This window comes from Odoribacter sp. N15.MGS-14, assembly GCF_000980245.1.
In the GTDB taxonomy this organism is placed as follows: domain Bacteria; phylum Bacteroidota; class Bacteroidia; order Bacteroidales; family Marinifilaceae; genus Odoribacter; species Odoribacter splanchnicus.
This window is the reverse complement of the sequence record NZ_LARE01000059.1, coordinates 1-20281: the sequence shown is the minus strand read 5'-3', so window position 1 is coordinate 20281 and position 20281 is coordinate 1. Positions and strand designations below refer to the sequence as shown.

The following is a 20281-nucleotide window of genomic DNA, read 5'->3' as shown; positions in this document are numbered from 1 at the left end:
TACAACTTTCCGAATTGAGCCATACTTTCGTACCATCCCCCAGTACCAACTGAAATTCTCCTTTTCTTGGAATCTCCAGCGTATTAAAAGTCAAGGTAACAGGCTGTATTTTTTCCTGCCGGTATTCCACTTTTCCTCCTGTTGTCTCCAATCGTATCCCGGCATCGATAATTACAGAATCGTCCATCTGCCGATTTAATTCCATGCGTTGACCATCTCCTAAAATCAATACCGCCCGACTTTCTCCGGCCGGGAATTGAGAAAAAACCGGCAGAGGCTTATCCGCTTGTCTGGCAAAATTGATCTTTATCCAAATAATCCCAAAAGTGACAACGGCAATAGCGGCTACTCCGACACAAATCCGCTGTAACCTTCGCCGGAAAAGACGACGGTGATGTTTAGCTTGTACCCTGTAAAAAGCTGCCAACGCATTAAATAAGTGACTTTGAAGTTCCTTTTCCGAATAGAAATTTTTGCGACTGATCTCCTTCCACATCTGCAAATTCCGGTCATCAGCCGACAACCAGTTTTCAAATTCTGCTTCTTCTTCAACCGACAGAGTATCTGTCAAACGCTGGGAAAGCAAGCGGGCTATCTGAGGGAGTTGTTTTAGTTCCATTTTCAATTTTCTTATACCCCCAAAACGACCAGGGTATTGAAAAGTGTCACATAAATCAATCCATTTTTCCAATTTTTTTACAAAACTCTGTTTCGGAAAAAAACATAGAACAAAATCATCCCTCTCAGTTTTTCCTGTAGTATCTTTTTTCCTCTTTTCTTATGGGATTTTACGGCATCGATGGATAAATGCATCAGCTCGGCAATAGCCGAATTATCATATCCATCCAATACCAGTTCAAATACTTTACCGACTTGCGGAGGCAAGGACCTCACCGCCTCTTGAAGCAAAGCATATACTTCGTCTTCCAGCAACTGATGGAAAAAAAATTCTGTATTTTCCGCCAAACGTTGTTCGCGAAAGTATCTTTCTTCCACCTTACGATGTTTCAGAACATCTAAACAACGATTACGTACCATATTATATAGATAAGCCTTCAAGGCCCATATATTTTCGAAATGCAGTTTTCGTTCCCACAATTCATAGAGGACATCCTGTACCACATCTTCCGCCATCACTTGCTCGTCCAATAAACGACAAGCAAAACTTCCCAAACGCGCATAAAACAAACAGAACAACTCCTGAAAGGCATTGTCTTCTCCCTTTTCTAACTGCTTCAGCCAAATTTGTTCGTTTGTAACCATAAAAAAGGTTCGTTTCTTTTGGTGGGAATCCGCTAAAAGAAAAATGGACAGATGGCAATTGAGAATTGACAATTATTGGAAGTTCCGCTTCCATGAAAAAATAAAAAAGAAAAGAAAAAAGAGAGAAAGAATAAAGAAGATAATTATTGATTATCAGAAGAATAAAAAAGAAACTATAGGTTTGGAGATACATTATCAATTGTCAAATGACAATTGTCAATTACCAAAGTACCCGCAGAACCCAGGGACTTTATAAACTTTATGGACTTTATAAACTTTCGACTGATTTAAACGAACGTTATTTATTTTTTCTAAACAGTTTTCCCAATACCTGCACTAAGCCATCCATGCCCTCGATGTGGTTGATCATCGAGATACTTCTAAAAGCACTCATATCCTCATCCATACCTAATTGAACCGGGTAAACCAATATACAATTGATCGAATTAAAATATTTATTGATATAATTCGGGACATATTCCATATGCCGGGAGTAAGAAGGACAATTCGGCCGACTCATCACCAATATCAGGGCATCGTTATCCTGTGTAGCAGTAGCCACTTCCTTAAAATTACTCCAATCTGTAAACTCTTTAAATTCAGCTAAAATCAGGTGTTTGGATTGTACCAAATGCAAAATATCCAGCACGGCCGGTGTACCGTAAAAAACAATTTTCGTTCCGACATTTTTGGCCAGGTTCCAAATACTGATCAACCAATACGGAAAACCGACCTCTTTCTCTGCATTTTCAGGAATAACGACGATATAACGTTTCACCGTCGACATCGGCTGCATAGGACGATAAGCCAAGGTAGTCGTAGCACATTTACTGAGCACCTCTTGTGTCAGTTTCCCCAGGAAAGTATCGGAAATATCCTTTTGGGTACGCAGGCCGATAACAATATCCGTGATCTTATGTTCTTTGGCCACATTTCTAATTCCGTTGACAATATTCAAGTCATAACGTAAAACGGTATCCACCCGGTGATCCATTCCGGCTCCAGTCTTAACAGCTTTCTCAAGCAGACGTTCTGAAATTTTTTCCGCTGCCGGATCGGTATTGTCCGACTTCACAATACTCACAGCAACCAGTTGTGCCTTATTACGCCGGGACTTTATAGCGGTTCCCAAGGTGATCAGCTCATCGACTGTCTCAGAATTACTCAAGGGAATCAATATCCTCTCCTCCTCGTCATCACTATCACCGATCCGGTCACCGCTCATTTCCGCCAAGGCTATATTCTGAGCAGAACGTTGGGTAATAAAAGAAGCGATCGTACAAGTAATCAGAATCATAACGATAGTTCCATTCAGGACGTCTTCATTCAACAATCGAATCGGCTGCCCATCCGGTCCGGTACCCAAAATCACCTCATACCCGATCAATACGGCAGCCAGCGTAGCCGCAGCCTGGGCATTACTCAATCCGAAAATCAGACGTCCCTCATCGCGGGTCAGTTTAAAATTTTTCTCCGTTATCCAAGCTGCCATAAACTTGGATAGAGTGGCTATGACCGTCATCACGACAGCAACCCAAAGCGCAGTCCATCCGGCGGCAAAAGTGCGTACATCGACCAGCATTCCCACTCCGATCAGAAAGAAAGGAATAAAAATAGCATTCCCTACAAAATCGATCCGGTTCATCAAAGCTGAAGTATTCGGGATCAACCGGTTCAAAGCCAAACCGGCCAAAAATGCCCCGATAATAGCCTCCAACCCCGCTGCTTCCGCCAGAAAAGAGGCAAAAAATACCAAAGCCAACACAAAGATATATTGTCCTACGGAATCTTCATAACGCTTGAAAAACCAACGCCCCAGCATGGGAAATAAGATCACGACAATACTGATAAAAACCAGACTTGAAACCCCCAGTTTAATCCAAAACTGTTGATTTATTTCTCCGGTAGACATACCGACAATCACCGCCAGTACCAACAAAGCAAGAATACAAGTAATCACCGTTCCCCCGATAGCGATACTAACCGCCCGATTCTTGGTAATACCGTATTTACTGACAATAGGGTAAGTAATAAGCGTGTGGGAAGCATACATACTGGCCAACAAAATCGAAGTCGGCCAGGAAAAATCGAGCCAATATACACCGGTCAAAGTGCCTACGATCATGGGAATCAGAAAAGTATAAAGTCCGAAAGTCAGGGTTTTTCCATAATTCTTTTTCAGGTCGGCCATATCGATCTCTAAACCGGCGATGAACATGATATACAATAACCCCACGGTTCCAAAAAGCTCTATACTACTGTCTCTTTCCATAATGCCCACACCATTGGGGCCGATCACAGCACCTGCAATAATCAGACCGATCAAATCAGGAATCCTTAAACGCTGTAATAGAACAGGCGTCAGTAGAATAATAAACAGTATCAGAGAAAAAATCAACACCGGATTTTTCAGCGGCAAACTAAACACTTGTAAGAGCATAGGCAACGGTTTTATCAGCATGACAAATTTAATAAAAATGCAGTAATAAAAATCCCTTTCCTCCGCTTTGTTCTTGCGGTCTATAGTAGTTTTTTTTCGAAACTTTTAATAATTAGTAATACAGAAAGTTTATAATTTAGCGTTATTGTATCAATTTTCATTAAAATATTCACTTGAAATTTTTATGATTATGTGTGCTAAATTCTTTTACATCCTGATCGTACTGATGGCGGGACTATTTCCCTTCAAAATGCAAGCCTCAGAAACCAAACAAACTTTCATTCTTTACACTCCTTACACTAAAATCTCTGTTCCACCCGGAGAATCTATCAGTTACAGTATCGATGTCATCAACAATAGTGACGAAGTTAAAAATGCCACCCTTGCCTTAGCCGGTCTACCGAAGAGCTGGAGCTATGAAATGAAAGCCGGTGGCTGGACACTGGATGAGATCGCTGTACTCCCCGGTGAAAAAAAGAATTTTACCTTGAAAGTAGATGTACCTCTAAAAGTAAATAAAGGCACTTACCATTTCACGATCGGTGCAGACGGACTTGCCCGCCTGCCTCTTGCCATAACGGTCTCGAAACAAGGGACCTACCGGACAGAGTTTACTACTACTCAACCGAATATGCAAGGAAATTCAAAATCGACGTTCACTTTCAACGCCACATTGAAAAACCAAACTGCAGAACAACAATTATATGCTCTCATGGCAGAAGCCCCCAGAGGCTGGAATGTCATTTTCAAAGCCAACTATAAACAAGCCACTTCGGCACAGGTTGCCCCGAATGCCAGCGAAAATATTTCGGTCGACATCACAGCTCCTTCGAATGTCAAGGCCGGTACATACAAAATACCTGTCATCGCTACTACCGGCTCCACTTCTGCCCAACTCGAGTTTGAAGTGGTTATCACCGGATCGTACCGTATTGAATTAACCACCCCCCAAGGTCTCTTGAGTAAAGATATCACTGCAGGTGACACCCGGAAACTCGAACTAGTCGTCCTCAACACCGGTTCTGCCGAATTAAAGGACATCCAGTTGTCCGCTAACAAACCGATCGATTGGGAGGTCAGTTTCGAACCGTCCAAACTGGATCGTCTGGCTCCCGGAGATAAAGCGAATGTTACAGCTGTCCTCAAAGCTTCCCGTCAAGCTCTCCCCGGAGATTATGTGACTAAAATCACTGCTCGTGCACCGGAAGCCGATACAACCACCGATTTCAGAATATCTGTCAAAACCCCTATGATCACCGGCTGGATTGGTGTCGTTGTCATCCTGGCTGCTTTAGGTGCCGTTTACTATCTGTTTCGCAAATACGGAAGGAGGTAGGCTATGTGTGAAAGCATTATCGAATTGGTTCAGTTAACAAAGCGATACGGTCATTTCACAGCAGTCGACCGATTGGACCTAAAAATTCACAAAGGTGAAATCTTCGGGCTTTTAGGACCGAACGGAGCCGGTAAATCGACAACGATCCTGATGATGCTGGGCTTGACCGATCCGACTTCCGGCACTGTGCATGTTTGTGGTACCAACTCTACGACTTATCCGGTCGAGGTCAGAAAAAAGGTAGGCTATCTACCCGAAGATGTCGGTTTCTACGACGACATGACAGGGCCTGAAAACTTATTATATACCGCCCGGCTGAATAATATCCCGGAACAAGAAGCCCGGCAGCATGCAGCCCAGCTCCTCGAACGGGTAGGGCTTGGCAGGGAAATCGATAAAAAGACCGGTAAATACTCCCGGGGAATGCGCCAACGTCTGGGCTTGGCAGATGTACTCATCAAAAATCCGGAAGTGATTATTTTGGATGAACCCACCTCGGGGATCGATCCGGCAGGCGTACAGGAATTCATCAGTCTGATCCGGCAATTACGGGACGAAAGAGGACTGACCGTACTGTTCTCTTCCCATCACCTGGACCAGGTACAACAAATCTGTGACCGGGTGGGTTTATTCTCTCAAGGCCGGCTACTGGCTGATCTCTCACTCAACGATCTGCAACAGGAAGAACATGGATTAGAATACATTTATAACCAATATTTCGGAGGAGGACAAGGTCATGAATAAATATCACAGTCCCTTTTGGACAATTGTCCGCAAAGAAGTCGCCGATCACGTCAGAAGCTGGAGATTCCTTATCCTGATAGGTATTATCGCACTAACGTGTATGGGATCGCTCTATACCGCCCTAACCAACATCGGAGCAGCGATAAAACCCAATGATCCGGACGGTTCGTTTCTTTTTCTCAAGCTGTTCACGGTCAGCGACGGAACTTTACCTTCTTTCACGGTTTTCGTCAGTTTTCTCGGTCCGCTGTTAGGAATCGCTTTAGGCTTCGACGCCATCAATTCGGAGCAGAATAAAGGAACCTTAAGCCGTATTTTATCGCAGCCCATTCACCGGGATTATTTGATCAATGCCAAATTTGTAGGTGCTTTGATCGTCATCGGAGTCATGCTTTTCGTTCTGGGATTTCTGGTGATGGGCTTCGGGCTGATCAGCATAGGTATTCCTCCAACTGCAGAAGAATTTTTACGGGTCATCGTTTTTATCCTGATCAGTATCTGTTATGTGGCTTTCTGGCTGAATCTTTCGATCTTCTTTTCGATCAAATTCCGTCAGGCTGCAACTTCCGCCCTGGCTTGTGTCGCCATCTGGTTGTTCTTCAGTATTTTCTATAATATGATTATCAACCTGATCGGTAAAGCCATCAGTCCATCGGAAATGGCTACCACCTATCAAATGATCGGTTATCAACGGTTTATGCTCAATTTATTGCGCTTTGCTCCCAGTATGCTTTTCAACGAAGCCACAACCACTTTGTTGATGCCTTCTGTCCGTAGTCTGGGACCGTTGACGATGGAACAGGTACATGGGGCAATCCCTAGTCCTTTGCCTCTAGGCCAAAGCCTGCTGATCGTATGGCCTCAACTTACAGGCCTCATCGCAGCAACGGTCATCTGTTTCGCTTTGTCTTACGGTTCTTTTATGCGGAAAGAAATCCGGTCCAGATAAAAAAAAGAGCCTTACGGCTCTTTTTTAATCTTCATATCTGATAATCGTCTGCTCACGGTCGGGACCTACCGAGACAATCTTCACCGGTACTCCCAGCTCCTCTTCTAAAAAGCTGACATAAGCATTGAATTCTTCCGGAAATTCATCTTCCGAAGTCATTTGGGTCATATCTGTTTTCCATCCCGGTATTTCCACGTATACAGGTTCGACTCCGTCACAAATATCGAACGGAAATTCATCGGTCTCCTCTCCATTTATTTTATAAGCGACACAAGCTTTAATCGTATCGAAGCTGTCCAATACATCACTCTTCATCATGATCAACTGACTAACCCCATTGATCATCACAGCATATTTCAAAGCCACGAGATCGATCCAGCCACAACGGCGTTTCCGGCCGGTAACAGCTCCGAACTCGTGTCCCAAAGCACACAACTTCTCTCCGGTTTCGTCGAATAATTCTGTCGGGAAAGGACCGGCACCCACACGGGTACAATAGGCTTTGAAAATTCCGTAAACTTCACCGATATTTCCCGGAGCGACTCCCAAACCGGTACAAGCTCCGGCACAAATAGTATTCGACGAAGTCACAAAAGGATAAGAGCCGAAATCCACATCCAGCATCGTTCCTTGTGCCCCTTCGGCAAGTACGGATTTACCCTCTTCCAGCAAATTATTGATAACGTGCTCACTATCGATCAGCTGAAAACGCTTCAGGTAGGCGATCGCTTCGAACCATTCTTTTTCCAGTTCCGTGATATCGTATCGATAATTCAAGGCTTTCAGAATGGCTTCATGCTTTTTCTTAGCAGCCGCATACTTGTCTTCAAAATGATACAACACATCCCCTACTCTCAACCCATTACGGCTCACTTTATCCGTATAAGTCGGCCCGATCCCCTTACCGGTCGTTCCGATTTTCGCATCTCCTTTAGCAGCTTCATAAGCAGCATCCAGCACCCGGTGAGTAGGCAGGATCAGATGTGCTTTCTTGGATATACACAATTGTTTGGTCAGATCATGTCCACTGGCAGCTAAACTCTCAGCCTCCTGACGAAACAGAACCGGATCCAGTACAACTCCATTCCCGATAATATTCTTTTTCCCACCCTGAAATATCCCGGAAGGGATAGAACGCAATACATATTTTTGCCCTTCGAATTCTAAGGTATGTCCGGCATTCGGACCGCCCTGAAAACGGGTCACGACATCATATTTCGGTGTTAATACATCAACCACTTTTCCTTTCCCTTCATCTCCCCATTGCAATCCAAGTAAAACATCAACTTTCATCTGTATCTTTATTTATTCGTTTACAGTAATTCTTTCTCCAAAACCTCCCGTCGGATTTCGGGAAACACAAACGTGCAAAAGTAAACATTTTTTTCTATTGTAAACAGAAAAAACCGCTAAAATCACTCACTCTCCCGACAGGCCTTACACAATCCATAAATATACAAAAGGTGGTGATGCACAGAAAATTGGTATTTATCTTCAATATGTTCGACGACCTCGTTGATCCGGGAATCGGCAAACTCCTCCACTTTACCACATTTCTGACAAATCAGATGTTCGTGGTAACGGTTGTTAAAAGCTTTCTCAAACTGGGCGATATTATTCCCGAACTGATGTTTGATCACCAACTTACAATCCAAAAGCAACTCTATGGTATTGTATAAAGTAGCCCGACTCACCCGATAATTTTTATTCTTCATAAAAACATACAGGGATTCGATATCGAAATGTCCTGTATGCGAATAAATCTCATCCAGGATAGCATATCTTTCCGGAGTCTTCCGGTGTCCTTTTTGTTGCAAATAAGTTGTAAAAATCTCTTTTACAGTTTCTTTTATTTTCTCCATATTTGAACAACTTTCGTCAACCATCTTTTCCATCCTCATTCTTTTTTCTCTCTTCCTATCTATTTCTCACTCTAATCTTCACCTCTCTTTTTCTCTCCTCCTTCCATCTATCATCTCTTATCTTTCCTCATTCTCCACCCTCATCACGCTTTCTACCCCTTGTATCTGGGATATACGGGAAACTATATTATTCAAGTCGGCTGTATTATGTACATACAGATGAATGAATCCTTCAAAAATACCGTCCCGGGTATCGAAATGAATCATTCGCATATTCACCTTCCCTTCTTTTGCGATCAGGGCGGTGATATCGCTGACAATCCCCGGTTTATCGATTCCTGTCATTTTTATCACTGTCAGGAAAGACATCAATTTATGGCTCACCCATTTAATCGGGACAATCTTATCTCCAAAGCTGGCCATCAAGCGGATCGCTTCGGGACAAGAACGCTTGTGAACCGTAACCTTCGTACCTGCAATATTCATACCAACCACGTCGTCTCCCGGAATCGGATTACAGCAAGGAGCGATCACGAAATCCGAATTGACATCCAGCTGGACATCGTTGTCGTTCTTCTTTTTTTCCTCTCCGTCTTTCCCATTCCATAAGAACTGGAGTTTCCAGTATTTTATAAATTTATTTTCCGCTTTCTTCTTGAGTACTTTTTCAAGATCTCCTTCCGTAATGATATTTTTAGCGAGCTCAACATACAAATCGTCCTTATTGGTCAGGTTGTAATCGGTCAGAACTTTCTTCAATGGCTCGGAGGTAGGCGGTAAATCCAATTTTTTCACAACAGCCTCGAAGATCGTGATACCGGTCCGGATCTGTTCTTTCCTATACTTCTTAAAGGTGGCGTTGATATGCGTCCGGGCTTTCGCCGTCACCACAAAATCCAGCCACTCCCTTTGAGGTTTCTGTTTATCGCTCGTCAAAATCTCCACCTGGTCTCCACTCGTCAGTTTATGGCTCATCGGCACCAACTTATGATTCACTTTCGCTCCGATACAGGTATTTCCGATTTCAGTATGGATATCATAAGCAAAATCAAGTGCCGTAGCTCCCTTAGGCAAGGTACGCATATATCCTTTAGGCGTAAATACCCGGATTTCCTTTGCGAATAAGTTCAGTTTAAATTCGTCGAGGAACTCCAGCGCACTGGCATCCGGCTGATCGAGAATCTCCTTAATTCCCGCCAGCCATTTATCCAACTCCGAACTTTCGCCTTCATTTTTATATTTCCAATGGGCAGCTAACCCTTTCTCTGCAATCTCATCCATACGTTCCGAACGGATCTGCACTTCGAACCATTGTCCTTCAGGTCCCATAACCGTCAAGTGCAAAGCTTCGTATCCATTGGCTTTAGGCACACTCACCCAGTCGCGAATCCGCTCGGGCTTGGGACTATAAATGTCTGTAATCAAAGAATAAATATTCCAGCACTGCCATTTTTCAGGCTGATCTGCTTTGGGTTTAAACACAATCCGTACGGCCAGCAGGTCGTAGATTTCATCGAAACTGATATTCCGTCTCTGCATTTTCAGCCAGACCGAATACACACTCTTCGTACGGGCGGTGATGGTATATTCGTAGTGGTTCTCGCTCAGACTTTTACGTATCGGCTTGATAAATTCTTCAAAGAGTGCCGAAAATTGTTTCTCGTAAGCTTCGATCTTTTTATCGATAACCTCATATTCTTCGGGATGTTCGTATTTCATACTGAGGTCTTCGAGCTCGGTTTTGATGGCATGTAATCCCATGCGGTGAGCCAAAGGGGCATAGATATACAGGGTCTCGCTCGCAATCTTCACTTGCTTATGCTCGGGCATAGAAGCCAGCGTACGCATATTGTGCAAACGGTCGGCAATCTTGATCAGGATCACCCGGACATCGTCGGCCAGCGTCAGGATCATCTTTCGGAAACTCTCGGCCTGCCGGCTGGTATCCGATCCCATGACCCCACTAATTTTGGTCAGGCCATCGACTATAGAAGCCACTTTCGGCCCGAATAAATTAGCGATATCTTCAACTGTATAATCGGTATCTTCCACCACATCATGCAACAAAGCAGAGATGACAGAAGTCGTCCCCAAACCGATCTCTTTCACAGCAATTTTAGCAACAGCCAAAGGATGAAGAATATAAGGTTCACCGGACCTTCTCTTCACACCTTTATGAGCTTCATTGGCAAATTCGAAAGCTTCTTTGATTTTTTGTCTGTTCTCTTTAGAAGTCTCTTTTCGTAACGATTTCAATAAATCTTCAAAAGCTTCTTTAATCTGTTCTTGTTCTGTCATAGATATTAGCTGCCTCCGACAACGATACTAATTGTTTTGCACGACATTTAATCTTCCAACCGATACCTTGTCAAAGATAGTGAAAGGCAAGAGCAAAAACAACAAACTTGTTTGATGATTTTACCGAGCCGCATCCTATCTTATCCAAAGATATAAAAAAATAATTGAGATACTGCTAAAAGATTTCAACTTAACACATAAAAATTCTTTGTGAACTAATTTCTTCCTTCAAAAATAAACCGGCCATCCGATCGAACAATTCTGTTTTTTCAGTGGTTAAATAACTTCGCCTGCTGTCCTTACCCAATCTCCGGTCGATCTCTGGATGCCGTTTCAAATAGTCGGCCAGACTCCCGGCAACGATTTGTCCCTGTCCGATAATTTTCACCCGTGAAGGAACAAAACGGGCGATCAGCGGCCGTAATAACGGATAATGTGTACATCCCAGGATAATCGTATCGATTTCAGGATCGGTACCCAACAGTTCCTGAATGTATTTCCGGACGAAATAGATCGCCCCTTCTCCATCCAGTTCGTTATTTTCAACTAACGGTACCCACATCGGACACGCCAGCTGGGTAATCCGGAACCTCTCTTCACCATATAATTTCCCGACTTCTATCGGATAAGATCCGGATGCTACGGTTCCCCGGGTAGCCAGAATCCCGACATGCCCGTTTTGCGAATAGGTATTCAGCGCTTCTACGCTGGGACGGATAACCCCTAATACCCGTTTTTCGGGATCCCATTGCGGTAAGTCCACTTGCTGTATAGTCCGCAACGCCTTTGCCGATGCCGTATTACAAGCCAGGATCACCAAGCGGCACCCCATTTCGAAAAGTTTATGAACAGCCTCCCGCGTATATTCGTAGACCACCTCAAAAGAACGGGCACCGTAAGGGGCCCTGGCATTATCCCCCAGATACACATAATTATACTCCGGTAATTTCCGGACAATTTCTTTTAAAATAGTCAGCCCTCCGTAGCCGGAATCAAATACGCCGATACTCTCTTTGTGTTGCTCCATATCCTTGAATCAGAAACGACAAAAGCCGCCTATCCCAGGCGGCTTTTTATCCTTTTACACTCCTTATTGCAATCCTAATTTTTTCTTTACCAACGGCAGGACATCCTGTGAATTTTCAGCGGCATACAGGATACCGGCATTCATGTCGAAGATATAAGTAAACCCATTTTCTTTACCTACTTCCTTGATCGCGTTCAATGCTTTTTCCATTACAGGCTGCATCAGATCATTTTGTGTTTTTTCCAGTTGAGCCATAGCCGTTTCCTGAAAACGTTGGATTCTTTGCTGCAATCCTTGCAATTCTTCTTCTGTTGTAGCCCGCATAGCCTCTGAATAAGTCTTCATTTTTTCAGAATATTCGGCTAATTTAGTCTGGAATTGTTCTCTCAAACCATTCAACTCTGTATTTACTTTTTTCTGTTCCTCTTCGAAAGTCTTTTGAGCGGCAGTCCATTCCGGCATAGCCTGAATCAACTTCTGAGTTTCAATGTGGCCCAGTTTTACCTGTGCAGAAACACTCATTGCAGCCAATGTCAAAGCTACAAGTACAAACACTTTAATGGTATTTTTCATCATTTTTCTGGTTTATAAATATTATCATTAAATTATCTAACTCTTCCGGATCTGTTTCATTCAGACGACCGGTTTATTCTTCTTTCTTTTTGACGCTATACCCCAATTTCCGCAATACGACATTGCTTTTATCGAGTTTCGGGTCGAAATAGACAACTGAATTATCGGCGGCAACATCGATAATCATACCAAAATTTCCTTCTTTAGCGACATCTTTAATGACCGCTAAAACTTCGTCCTGCAAAGGTTTCACCAGTTCTTCGCGCTTTGCGAACAGATAACCGTCGGTGCCGAAATATTGTTGCTGCAACAAACGGGCTTTATTCTCTTTCGCTGCAATTTCTTTCTCCCGGTCTTCGCGCATCGAAGGAGTCAGAAACACTTTATCGGCATTATATCTGGATTGCATTTCTGCTATTTCCGCGTATACCGCATCAATATCGGCCTGCAACTTCTGCGAATAATCGTCCAGTTCCTGCTGGGCTTTTGCATAATCGGGGATACAGCTGAAAATATATTCCATATTCACGAAAGCATAGCGTGTTCCGCTTTGCGCCTGTGCAGTACTCCATATGCAAGACAAAAATAATAAAATAAATCCGTTTTTCAATTTAAAATGTCCTATCATAAATCGTAAACCGCAAATCCATTTTAGAATTCCTGTCCTAATACGAAGTGGATCTGTGAACCGGCAGCTCCCGGACGTCCCGGTACAGAGTCGAATCCATACCCCCAGTCGATACCTAACAACCCGAACATCGGCAGGAATACACGCAGACCGACACCGGCAGACCGATACAGGTTGAACGGTTCGAAATCTTTCAGTTCATACCATGAGTTACCGGCTTCCATAAACGCCAGCGCATAGATCGTCGCCGACTGTGCCAGCGAAATCGGATAACGCAACTCCATGGTCAGCTTGGAATACAAGCTGGCATCGGAAGCATTCGGAGCGATAAAGCTAGAGCCTGCATTTGTCAGAGAACCGTTTTCATATCCTCTCAAACCGATATATTCACGTCCGTAAAGGCTATATCCCGACATACCGTCACCCCCCATTTCGAATCCTTCGAACGGCGAACGCTTGTTTTTGTCGAAGTGACCGAGGTAACCGTACTGTACCCCTGTATACAACACAAATTTTTTATTTTTATCCAGAGGCATAAATACTTTTCCCTGAAATTTCCATTTGTGGAACTCGATCCAACGGTATTTATCTTTATCTTTAATATTCGGACTGGCATAATTCTTATCGGTAAACCAGGAATAAGGCGGCGTAAACGTCAATCCGAGAGTAAAGTCAGAACCTTCACGGGTATACAACGGATTATCGATAGAGCTTCTTCTCAATTGTACTGCAAAAGACAGGTTGTTCGAATTTCCTTCGGAAAAAATATAATAAGGCCAGTTTTTCAAGGTATACCGCTGATAGGAAGCCTCGGTATATAAGGTAAAGAAATCATCCGGCCAGGTAATCCGTCGTCCCAATCCGGCACTCAACCCGAAAGTGGTCATCAACTGATCGGTATCATACATGTCTTTGGCACTATTTCCGGCATAATAGGAGTTATAATAACTACGGCTATAACCGGTCTGACGGGAATAATAAGCCGACACACTCAATGAATTCGGTTTTTTACCTCCCAGCCAGGGCTCCCGGAAAGAAACACTGAAAGAGGTATAATATTTTCCATTGGTCTGTGCTTTCAAACTCAAAGTCTGGCCATCACCCTGAGGCAAAGGACGATATGACTCCCAATTAAAAATATTCCTCATAGAGAAATTGGTGAAAGTCAATCCGACAGAACCGATAATCATACCGGCCCCCCAACCTCCGGAGATCTCGATCTTATCATTTGCTTTTTCCTCTACTTTGTATTCCAGGTCTACCGTTCCGGCTTCCTGGTTCGGTAGTGGAGTCGGATTGATTTTTTCGGGATCGAAATGTCCCAGATTAGCCAATTCCCGTACACTCCGGATAACATCTTCCCGGCTGAACAATTCTCCCGGATAAGTATACAATTCACGCCGGATTACATGCTCGTGAGTACGATCGTTTCCTTTGATAATTACCCGATCGATCGTCGCCTGTGGTCCTTCCACCATACGAATCTCGACATTGATCGAATCGTTCCCCACAACAGTCTCTACCGGCATCGCCCGGAAAAACAGGTAACCGTTGTTCAGGTAGAAGTAATTGGCTACAGCATCTTCATCCGAATTCAAACGCTTATCGAAATAACTCTTATTATAGACATCACCTTTCTTAATATTCAACAATCGGGATAATTTATCGGCATCGACCACCGTATTTCCGACCCATGTAATATCATTATAATAATACTTGTTTCCTTCTTCGACGTCGATATAGATTTTCACCCGTTTCGGACTTTCCTGTACAACGCTGTCGGCGATAATAGCGGCATCCCGGTAACCGAGTTCGTTATATTTATCGAGCAGGTTATATTTATCGTCTTCATAACTTTCCTGAATATATTTTGCCGATTTAAAGAAATTCCTCAACGACTTTTCTTTGGTTTTCTTCATCGCTCCCTTCAGCTTGCTGTCACGCACTTTTTCGTTTCCGGTGATAAACACATCGCTGATCTTGATTTTATTCTTCCGTTCGACTGTCGCATCCAAATACACAAAATTCGGTCTTTCAGGGTCATCCCGCTGTAAAACCTTCACAGAGATATTGTAGTATCCTTTTTCTTTAAAATATTTTTCGATGATGCGCTGTACACCGGCGATCATATTATCGGTTACCTGGCTTCCGGGTAACTGATTGATTTTCTCTTTAATTTTACTTTCTTCCGATTTTTTGAGTCCGATATAGTTAATCGCAGACAAACGGTGACGTTCTGCCAGATTAATAATCAGGAATACTTTCTGTCCTTCTACCCGGTCGACAGAGATCGTCACATCGGAAAACAATCCCTGGCCATACAAACGGCGTATCGCTTTCGTTATCGCATCCCCCGGTATTTTCACCTCGGACCCCACACGGAGACCGGTAGCCAGAATCAATGTTTCAGGATCGTACTGCTCACCAATACCGGTGACCTCGATACCGGCAATTTCGTATGTTTTAGGGCTCGAATAATAAATATCAGGCTGGGATAAAGTATCAGCCGACTGCGCCATAACACGACAAAAGCAGAAAAAAATTATTGAAAGACAAAGAATTACTTTTCTAACCATATATATTCTTTTAGCTATCTAAGACAGCGTTACCAGTTACTTTTCAGTTACGTTTATCCCCTCTCCCTTTTCACCCTTCACTTTTATCTGTTCTCCGGTCATTCCAAAACGTCTCTCCCGTTGCTGAAAATTACGGATTGCCAAATATAAATCATCTTTTTCAAAATCAGGCCAAAATTTGTCGATAAAATAAAACTCCGTATAAGCACATTGCCATAACAGGAAATTACTCAACCGGCATTCTCCGCTTGTACGAATCAATAAATCAGGATCAGGAATCCCCGCGGTAGTCAGATAACGGGCAAACAATTCGTCCGTAACCTCCTCCGTATCCGTCACTTTTCCGGCCTTATAATCGGCCATCAACCTCCGGGCAGCTTCGACAATTTCCCAACGGGCTCCATAACTTAAAGCCAGCACCAAGGTCACTCCTGTATTTGCAGCCGTCCTGTGAATCAGCCCTTCCAACTTATGCCATACCTCTTCCGGCAAATCACCGGTATTCCCGATCACTTTCACCCGCACTTTCTGCCGCATCAATTCGGGCGTTTCGCGGATAATCGCATCGGTCATCAACCCCATCAGCGCATCAACTTCGGCTTTGGGACGATTCCAGTTTTCTATAGAAAAGGTATATAAAGTAAGGTATTTCAAACCGATTTCCCCACTAGCTTCTACAACCGACTTCACCGTATCCACCCCCTGTTTGTGTCCATACACCCGGTCTAAGCCTCTTTGTTCCGCCCAGCGTCCGTTGCCGTCCATGATAATCGCGATATGTTCCGGCAAGCCCGCTGCTATAATTTCTTCTTTAATATCTTGCATTATTATTCTGTTTTTCACTCAAAAGTGACATTCTGGGTTCAATGGAAAACGATAAGATACCGTAATTCCTCCCACAAAAAACCAATCTTTATTATATATAAAATTAGTCTCTCCCGTCCCCCAGGGATCGTACACCAGATCTATTTTATCGGTAAACAATTTCCGGGCACTCCATTCGATCCCACATGACCATTGCCGGTAAAGATTAAACTTTACTCCGATGCCCAAAGGGATAGAAACACTACTCTCATCGCCGGCTCCGAGATATCCCACTCCGGTAAAAAGATACGGAGACCACCAGGAGGATTCTTTCACTTTCTGCACCCAAAAACTGCGGAAATTAAATTCGACCCATGCAGCTACATCCTTCACCGTACAATGAAATCCAGCCGGATATACTGTCTCCCCGTTGGATAATAAGGGTCTTTCCCGGATATCTATTTTCGAAAAACCTGCATTCAGCCGTAAAGCAAAACGATCGTTCAGATTATAACGGTAAAAACCTCCTAGATAACGCTGACTCCGATCAAAGTGCCGGTTGGGATTATATTCGCCCATGTAATACCCCCTTCCTCCTAAAACTCCGAACTCTCCCCCAGGTTGACAAAAACCGTCCAAAGATAACAACAAAAGAGGGAAAAATAAGCTTATAAAGGTAAAAAATCGGGTAACAAATGCTAAGAAACAATAACATAGCTGGAATCGTTTCGGCAACTCCCTTTGTTCTGTCCTATCGTATAGCACTTTTTTATCCACTTCCATTTCCGATTTTTCACTCTAGTCTTTCATTCCGTTGCGTCTGTCTTCCCCCCACATCAGCTTATTCCTCAAGGTATCGTAATAATTATGCCGGGGTAGTTTCACCACATTGATTTTTTGGCTTCCGGTACAAATTTTCAATTCCTGTCCGTCCGTCATCTTCCGGATCCGGGAGTCCATGCACAACACATATTCGCCGGAACGCCCTTCCACTTTCAGCCTCACTTCAGCCGTATTCGGTACCACCAACGGACGAATCGTCAAATTATGCGGACAGATCGGAGTCAGAATAATATTCCGGCATTCGGGACTCACAATCGGTCCTCCACCACTCAGGGAATAAGCCGTAGACCCCGTCGGAGTAGCCACCACCAATCCGTCGGCCCAATAGGTCGTAAGATAATTCTCTCCGATATAGGCATGTATCTTCAATAAAGAAGAAGTAGCAGCTTTCAAAACTCCCACTTCATTCAGGGCATAATCGAAATCCGCTATCCGTTGTCCTTCCACTTCAAGCTGCAACATATCCCGCTGTTCCACCTCATACTTCCCGGCAGCGATAAAATCGACAGCATCTTCTATCTCCTCCACGGGTACATTCGCTAAAAACCCCAAATGTCCACTATTTACCCCCAATACAGGTACCCCACTATCTTTCACATAAATCACCGAATCCAGAAAAGTACCGTCCCCACCGACGCTCAGCAGCAATTCAACCTCCTCTTTTATCAAGGTACATCTGCCGAAACAATTCAAAAATTTCGGTTCGTAACCGTAGTTTCCACTCAACAGCGCAGCGAATTTTTCTTCACACACCATCCCCACTCCTTTCCTCTCCAGTCCTTCGACCAGACGTTTCAGGTAAGGAAAAAATTCCGGTTCTATACTTCTGCCATAAATCGCTACGGTCATAAATCGATCCTCCTTCATTCAACAGACAAAGATAGAAAAAAGTTGCTGAGTTGCTGAGTTGCTGAGTTGCTAACTTTTTAAACTCAGCAACTCTATAACTCAGCAACTCTATAACTCTAAATACTTCATCAATAATCCATAGCGTTCCCTCAGACTATCCTGTTCTTCCTCGCCTGTGACAAAACTATTCTTAACGGTATATCCGTACCGGATAAAAGTATCCAGGATCGGATCTACATTCAGTGTATTTATCTTCAAGGTGATCTGCAGTTGCTGGGAATCGCGGTTTCCCGACACGTAACAACTCAACACCCGGGCTTCGTTATATTCTACAATCTGCGCAACTTCGGCCAATGAATAATCGATCCGGTTGACTTCGAGCACCAGAATACCTCCCGGCTGGTCTACACATAGCAAAGTGTCCAAATGCCGGAGAATATCGGTCAAAGTAATCGAACCGACAAAATTATTTTTACGGTCGAGTACAGGTACCACAGACAACAAACTTCCGGCCGCCAGACAGATAACATCATAAATATGATAATTTTCATAAACGAAGGTACCTTCCACCGGTATCTGCAACACATCCAGCCGATCGTTCAGGTCGCCGTGAGCATAGATCATCTCATCATCCACGAGGCCCAGATACGTCTTTCCCTGCCCCATAGGCAGATGGGACACCCGGAAAAGTTCCATCCAGTTGAGTGCCTGCAAGCAGGTATCTTCGGGTTTAAGCACCGGCACAACATTCGATATCAATTCTGATGCAATCATAGTTCATTTACAACGATGTGACAACAGACAAAGTTACAAATGTTTTTAAGCTGTCAAAAATTCAGGATCTTTTTCAGTTCTTCCGAATTTCTTTTTTTAGGAACGGCTGTTTTGGGTGCAGGTTCCGATTCGCTATAAAATACCCCTGATTTTTTCCGCAAGACATAAGCTTCCTTAAACCCCTTCCTCCGGATAACGTTCAGTTGCCGGTTCGCCTCGTCGACCGTAGCATACATACCGGTACAATACATATATTTCCCTTTCTGAACGGCATAGACATCTACATCGGTTATTCCTTCGAACTCAGAAGGGTCGAACACCTCGTCGGCCGACATCAGCACAATGGTATATCCCACTGCCCCGGTCGGACTTTCCTGTGTCCGGGGTTTATCCAAAAAACGGTGAGTCGGCTCGACAGGCAACTCCGGCTGTTGCTGCTTTGCCCGTTCATAATTTCTCAACCGCCGGAGTAATAATTCATCGTCCCCGATATCATCTCCCTGCACATCATGCTGAATCTTTTTTTGAGCCACATATCGCTTCACATTCATGACAAAAGCATCGGGAATGACCTGTTGTACTACCGGTAACTCACCTTGTGCCAATTGTTCCTCCGGATATTCTCCCACCGTATAGCGATACACATTGTCGAACCCAAGGTATACTTTTACATTGTTGAAATGTTCGAAAAATACCCGTGGCACCGGATTACGGAAAGCACCGATCTGAATCGCATATCGGTAATCTACGGTAAACATATCCTGATCGGCCATCACCTGCTGTGTTTTTTCCACCGGCATAGACCGGTCCGTTATAACTTCATTTTTCTTCTTTCGAGCCAGTATCCGTTCAGGCACTTCGGAATCCTTCAACCGTCTCAGGGAAAACAGGAAATCATTATATCCGGTCCCTCCCCGGTTAGTGGACACATAGCCGTCAGAGCAAGTGGTATCCCGGAAAACGAGAGCAAAATCATCCATCGAAGAGTTGATCGGACGTCCCATATTCCGGGGTTCACCCCAACTCCCGCCAGGCTGCCGCTCCGACACAAACACATCCAATCCGCCAAGGCCGACATGTCCGTTGGAAGCGAAATAAAGTTTCCCGTCTCCGGCTACAAAAGGAAACAGTTCGTCGAACACTGTATTGACCTGTTCACCCAGATTCACGATATCCCCGCATTCCGGTCCCTGTACCGTAGTCATATAAATATCCTTTCCCCCGATTCCTCCCGGCATATCGGAAACGAAGAACAACAACGAATCCCTATACAAACAAGGATGGGCACAAGAATAGTCGTCGGAGTTGATATTCA

General features: G+C 44.0%; 17 protein-coding genes and 1 pseudogene. 3 read left to right on the top strand and 15 right to left on the bottom strand.

The features are described 5' to 3' along the window. From WS34_RS11555 to WS34_RS11540, 3 genes are all read right to left on the bottom strand, one after another. A partial coding sequence (locus tag WS34_RS11555; RefSeq protein ID WP_046404963.1) for a hypothetical protein occupies positions 1-619 on the bottom strand: 619 nt, incomplete at its 3' end. 77 nt (positions 620-696) lie between these two features. Next, positions 697-1263, bottom strand: a complete 567-nt coding sequence (locus WS34_RS11550) for a sigma-70 family RNA polymerase sigma factor (RefSeq protein WP_046404962.1) — start codon at positions 1261-1263, stop codon at positions 697-699. 298 nt (positions 1264-1561) lie between these two features. Continuing rightward, complete coding sequence (locus WS34_RS11540) at positions 1562-3703, bottom strand: cation:proton antiporter (RefSeq protein ID WP_087383653.1); 2142 nt, start codon at positions 3701-3703, stop codon at positions 1562-1564. A 226-nt stretch (positions 3704-3929) separates the two neighbouring features. Here WS34_RS11540 and WS34_RS11535 point away from each other — a divergent pair, with 226 nt between their 5' ends. Genes WS34_RS11535 through WS34_RS11525 form a run of 3 tightly spaced genes read left to right on the top strand, consistent with a single transcriptional unit; the run spans position 3930 to position 6732 of the window. Then, positions 3930-5039: a COG1470 family protein gene (locus WS34_RS11535; protein ID WP_374938094.1), complete on the top strand. Its 1110-nt coding sequence runs from the start codon at positions 3930-3932 to the stop codon at positions 5037-5039. A 3-nt stretch (positions 5040-5042) separates the two neighbouring features. Beyond that, a complete protein-coding gene (locus WS34_RS11530; protein WP_013612337.1) occupies positions 5043-5783 on the top strand; it encodes an ABC transporter ATP-binding protein in 741 nt (246 codons plus the stop codon). Then, on the top strand, positions 5776-6732 hold the full coding sequence (locus WS34_RS11525) for an ABC transporter permease (protein ID WP_013612338.1): 957 nt from the start codon (positions 5776-5778) through the stop codon (positions 6730-6732). Before WS34_RS11530 ends, WS34_RS11525 begins: the two co-directional genes overlap by 8 nt. Before the next feature lie 24 nt (positions 6733-6756). On the opposite strand, the gene WS34_RS11520 is transcribed toward WS34_RS11525, so the two are convergent. The 12 genes and pseudogenes from WS34_RS11520 to WS34_RS11465 form a co-directional block, all read right to left on the bottom strand. Continuing rightward, entirely contained in the window at positions 6757-8025 is a 1269-nt protein-coding gene (locus tag WS34_RS11520) for an adenylosuccinate synthase (RefSeq protein WP_013612339.1), read from the bottom strand. A 122-nt stretch (positions 8026-8147) separates the two neighbouring features. After that, the gene (locus tag WS34_RS11515) at positions 8148-8627 is read right to left on the bottom strand and encodes a Fur family transcriptional regulator (RefSeq protein WP_013612340.1); all 480 of its coding nucleotides are present in this window, start codon (positions 8625-8627) and stop codon (positions 8148-8150) included. Between the two features lie 84 nt (positions 8628-8711). Next, entirely contained in the window at positions 8712-10892 is a 2181-nt protein-coding gene (locus WS34_RS11510; RefSeq protein ID WP_013612341.1) for a RelA/SpoT family protein, read from the bottom strand. Positions 10893-11082: 190 nt separating this feature from the next. Further along, positions 11083-11919, bottom strand: coding sequence for a glutamate racemase (gene murI / locus WS34_RS11505; RefSeq protein WP_046404665.1), 837 nt, complete (start codon positions 11917-11919; stop codon positions 11083-11085). Between the two features lie 63 nt (positions 11920-11982). Beyond that, on the bottom strand, positions 11983-12495 hold the full coding sequence (locus tag WS34_RS11500) for an OmpH/Skp family outer membrane protein (RefSeq protein ID WP_228026161.1): 513 nt from the start codon (positions 12493-12495) through the stop codon (positions 11983-11985). Between the two features lie 70 nt (positions 12496-12565). Next, positions 12566-13075, bottom strand: coding sequence for an OmpH/Skp family outer membrane protein (locus tag WS34_RS11495; protein WP_041557324.1), 510 nt, complete (start codon positions 13073-13075; stop codon positions 12566-12568). A 68-nt stretch (positions 13076-13143) separates the two neighbouring features. Further along, positions 13144-15696 carry an outer membrane protein assembly factor BamA gene (gene bamA / locus WS34_RS11490; RefSeq protein WP_046404662.1) on the bottom strand — a complete coding sequence of 851 codons (2553 nt, stop codon included), beginning with the start codon at positions 15694-15696 and terminating at the stop codon, positions 13144-13146. 36 nt (positions 15697-15732) lie between these two features. Next, positions 15733-16521, bottom strand: coding sequence for an undecaprenyl pyrophosphate synthase (uppS, locus tag WS34_RS11485; RefSeq protein ID WP_046404660.1), 789 nt, complete (start codon positions 16519-16521; stop codon positions 15733-15735). Positions 16522-16539: 18 nt separating this feature from the next. Then, the gene (gene porG / locus WS34_RS11480; protein WP_286693741.1) at positions 16540-17151 is read right to left on the bottom strand and encodes a type IX secretion system protein PorG; all 612 of its coding nucleotides are present in this window, start codon (positions 17149-17151) and stop codon (positions 16540-16542) included. Between the two features lie 147 nt (positions 17152-17298). Next, on the bottom strand, positions 17299-18210 hold the full coding sequence (locus WS34_RS11475) for an NAD kinase (RefSeq protein WP_228026159.1): 912 nt from the start codon (positions 18208-18210) through the stop codon (positions 17299-17301). Positions 18211-18300: 90 nt separating this feature from the next. Continuing rightward, positions 18301-18966 carry a CBS domain-containing protein gene (locus tag WS34_RS11470; RefSeq protein ID WP_046404953.1) on the bottom strand — a complete coding sequence of 222 codons (666 nt, stop codon included), beginning with the start codon at positions 18964-18966 and terminating at the stop codon, positions 18301-18303. Between the two features lie 53 nt (positions 18967-19019). Continuing rightward, positions 19020-20281: pseudogene (locus WS34_RS11465) on the bottom strand (hypothetical protein); the annotation flags it as partial.

What these genes read in the sequence shown, in the direction of transcription:
- uppS (WP_046404660.1), bottom strand. Translation starts at nt 16,521, where the DNA reads ATGCAAGATATTAAAGAAGAAATTATAGCAGCGGGCTTGCCGGAACAT.
- WS34_RS11540 (WP_087383653.1), bottom strand. Translation starts at nt 3,703, where the DNA reads ATGCTCTTACAAGTGTTTAGTTTGCCGCTGAAAAATCCGGTGTTGATT.
- WS34_RS11520 (WP_013612339.1), bottom strand. Translation starts at nt 8,025, where the DNA reads ATGAAAGTTGATGTTTTACTTGGATTGCAATGGGGAGATGAAGGGAAA.
- WS34_RS11550 (WP_046404962.1), bottom strand. Translation starts at nt 1,263, where the DNA reads ATGGTTACAAACGAACAAATTTGGCTGAAGCAGTTAGAAAAGGGAGAA.
- WS34_RS11530 (WP_013612337.1), top strand. Translation starts at nt 5,043, where the DNA reads ATGTGTGAAAGCATTATCGAATTGGTTCAGTTAACAAAGCGATACGGT.
- WS34_RS11470 (WP_046404953.1), bottom strand. Translation starts at nt 18,966, where the DNA reads ATGATTGCATCAGAATTGATATCGAATGTTGTGCCGGTGCTTAAACCC.
- murI (WP_046404665.1), bottom strand. Translation starts at nt 11,919, where the DNA reads ATGGAGCAACACAAAGAGAGTATCGGCGTATTTGATTCCGGCTACGGA.
- WS34_RS11500 (WP_228026161.1), bottom strand. Translation starts at nt 12,495, where the DNA reads ATGATGAAAAATACCATTAAAGTGTTTGTACTTGTAGCTTTGACATTG.
- WS34_RS11535 (WP_374938094.1), top strand. Translation starts at nt 3,930, where the DNA reads ATGGCGGGACTATTTCCCTTCAAAATGCAAGCCTCAGAAACCAAACAA.
- WS34_RS11525 (WP_013612338.1), top strand. Translation starts at nt 5,776, where the DNA reads ATGAATAAATATCACAGTCCCTTTTGGACAATTGTCCGCAAAGAAGTC.
- bamA (WP_046404662.1), bottom strand. Translation starts at nt 15,696, where the DNA reads ATGGTTAGAAAAGTAATTCTTTGTCTTTCAATAATTTTTTTCTGCTTT.
- WS34_RS11515 (WP_013612340.1), bottom strand. Translation starts at nt 8,627, where the DNA reads ATGGAAAAGATGGTTGACGAAAGTTGTTCAAATATGGAGAAAATAAAA.
- WS34_RS11510 (WP_013612341.1), bottom strand. Translation starts at nt 10,892, where the DNA reads ATGACAGAACAAGAACAGATTAAAGAAGCTTTTGAAGATTTATTGAAA.
- WS34_RS11475 (WP_228026159.1), bottom strand. Translation starts at nt 18,210, where the DNA reads ATGAAGGAGGATCGATTTATGACCGTAGCGATTTATGGCAGAAGTATA.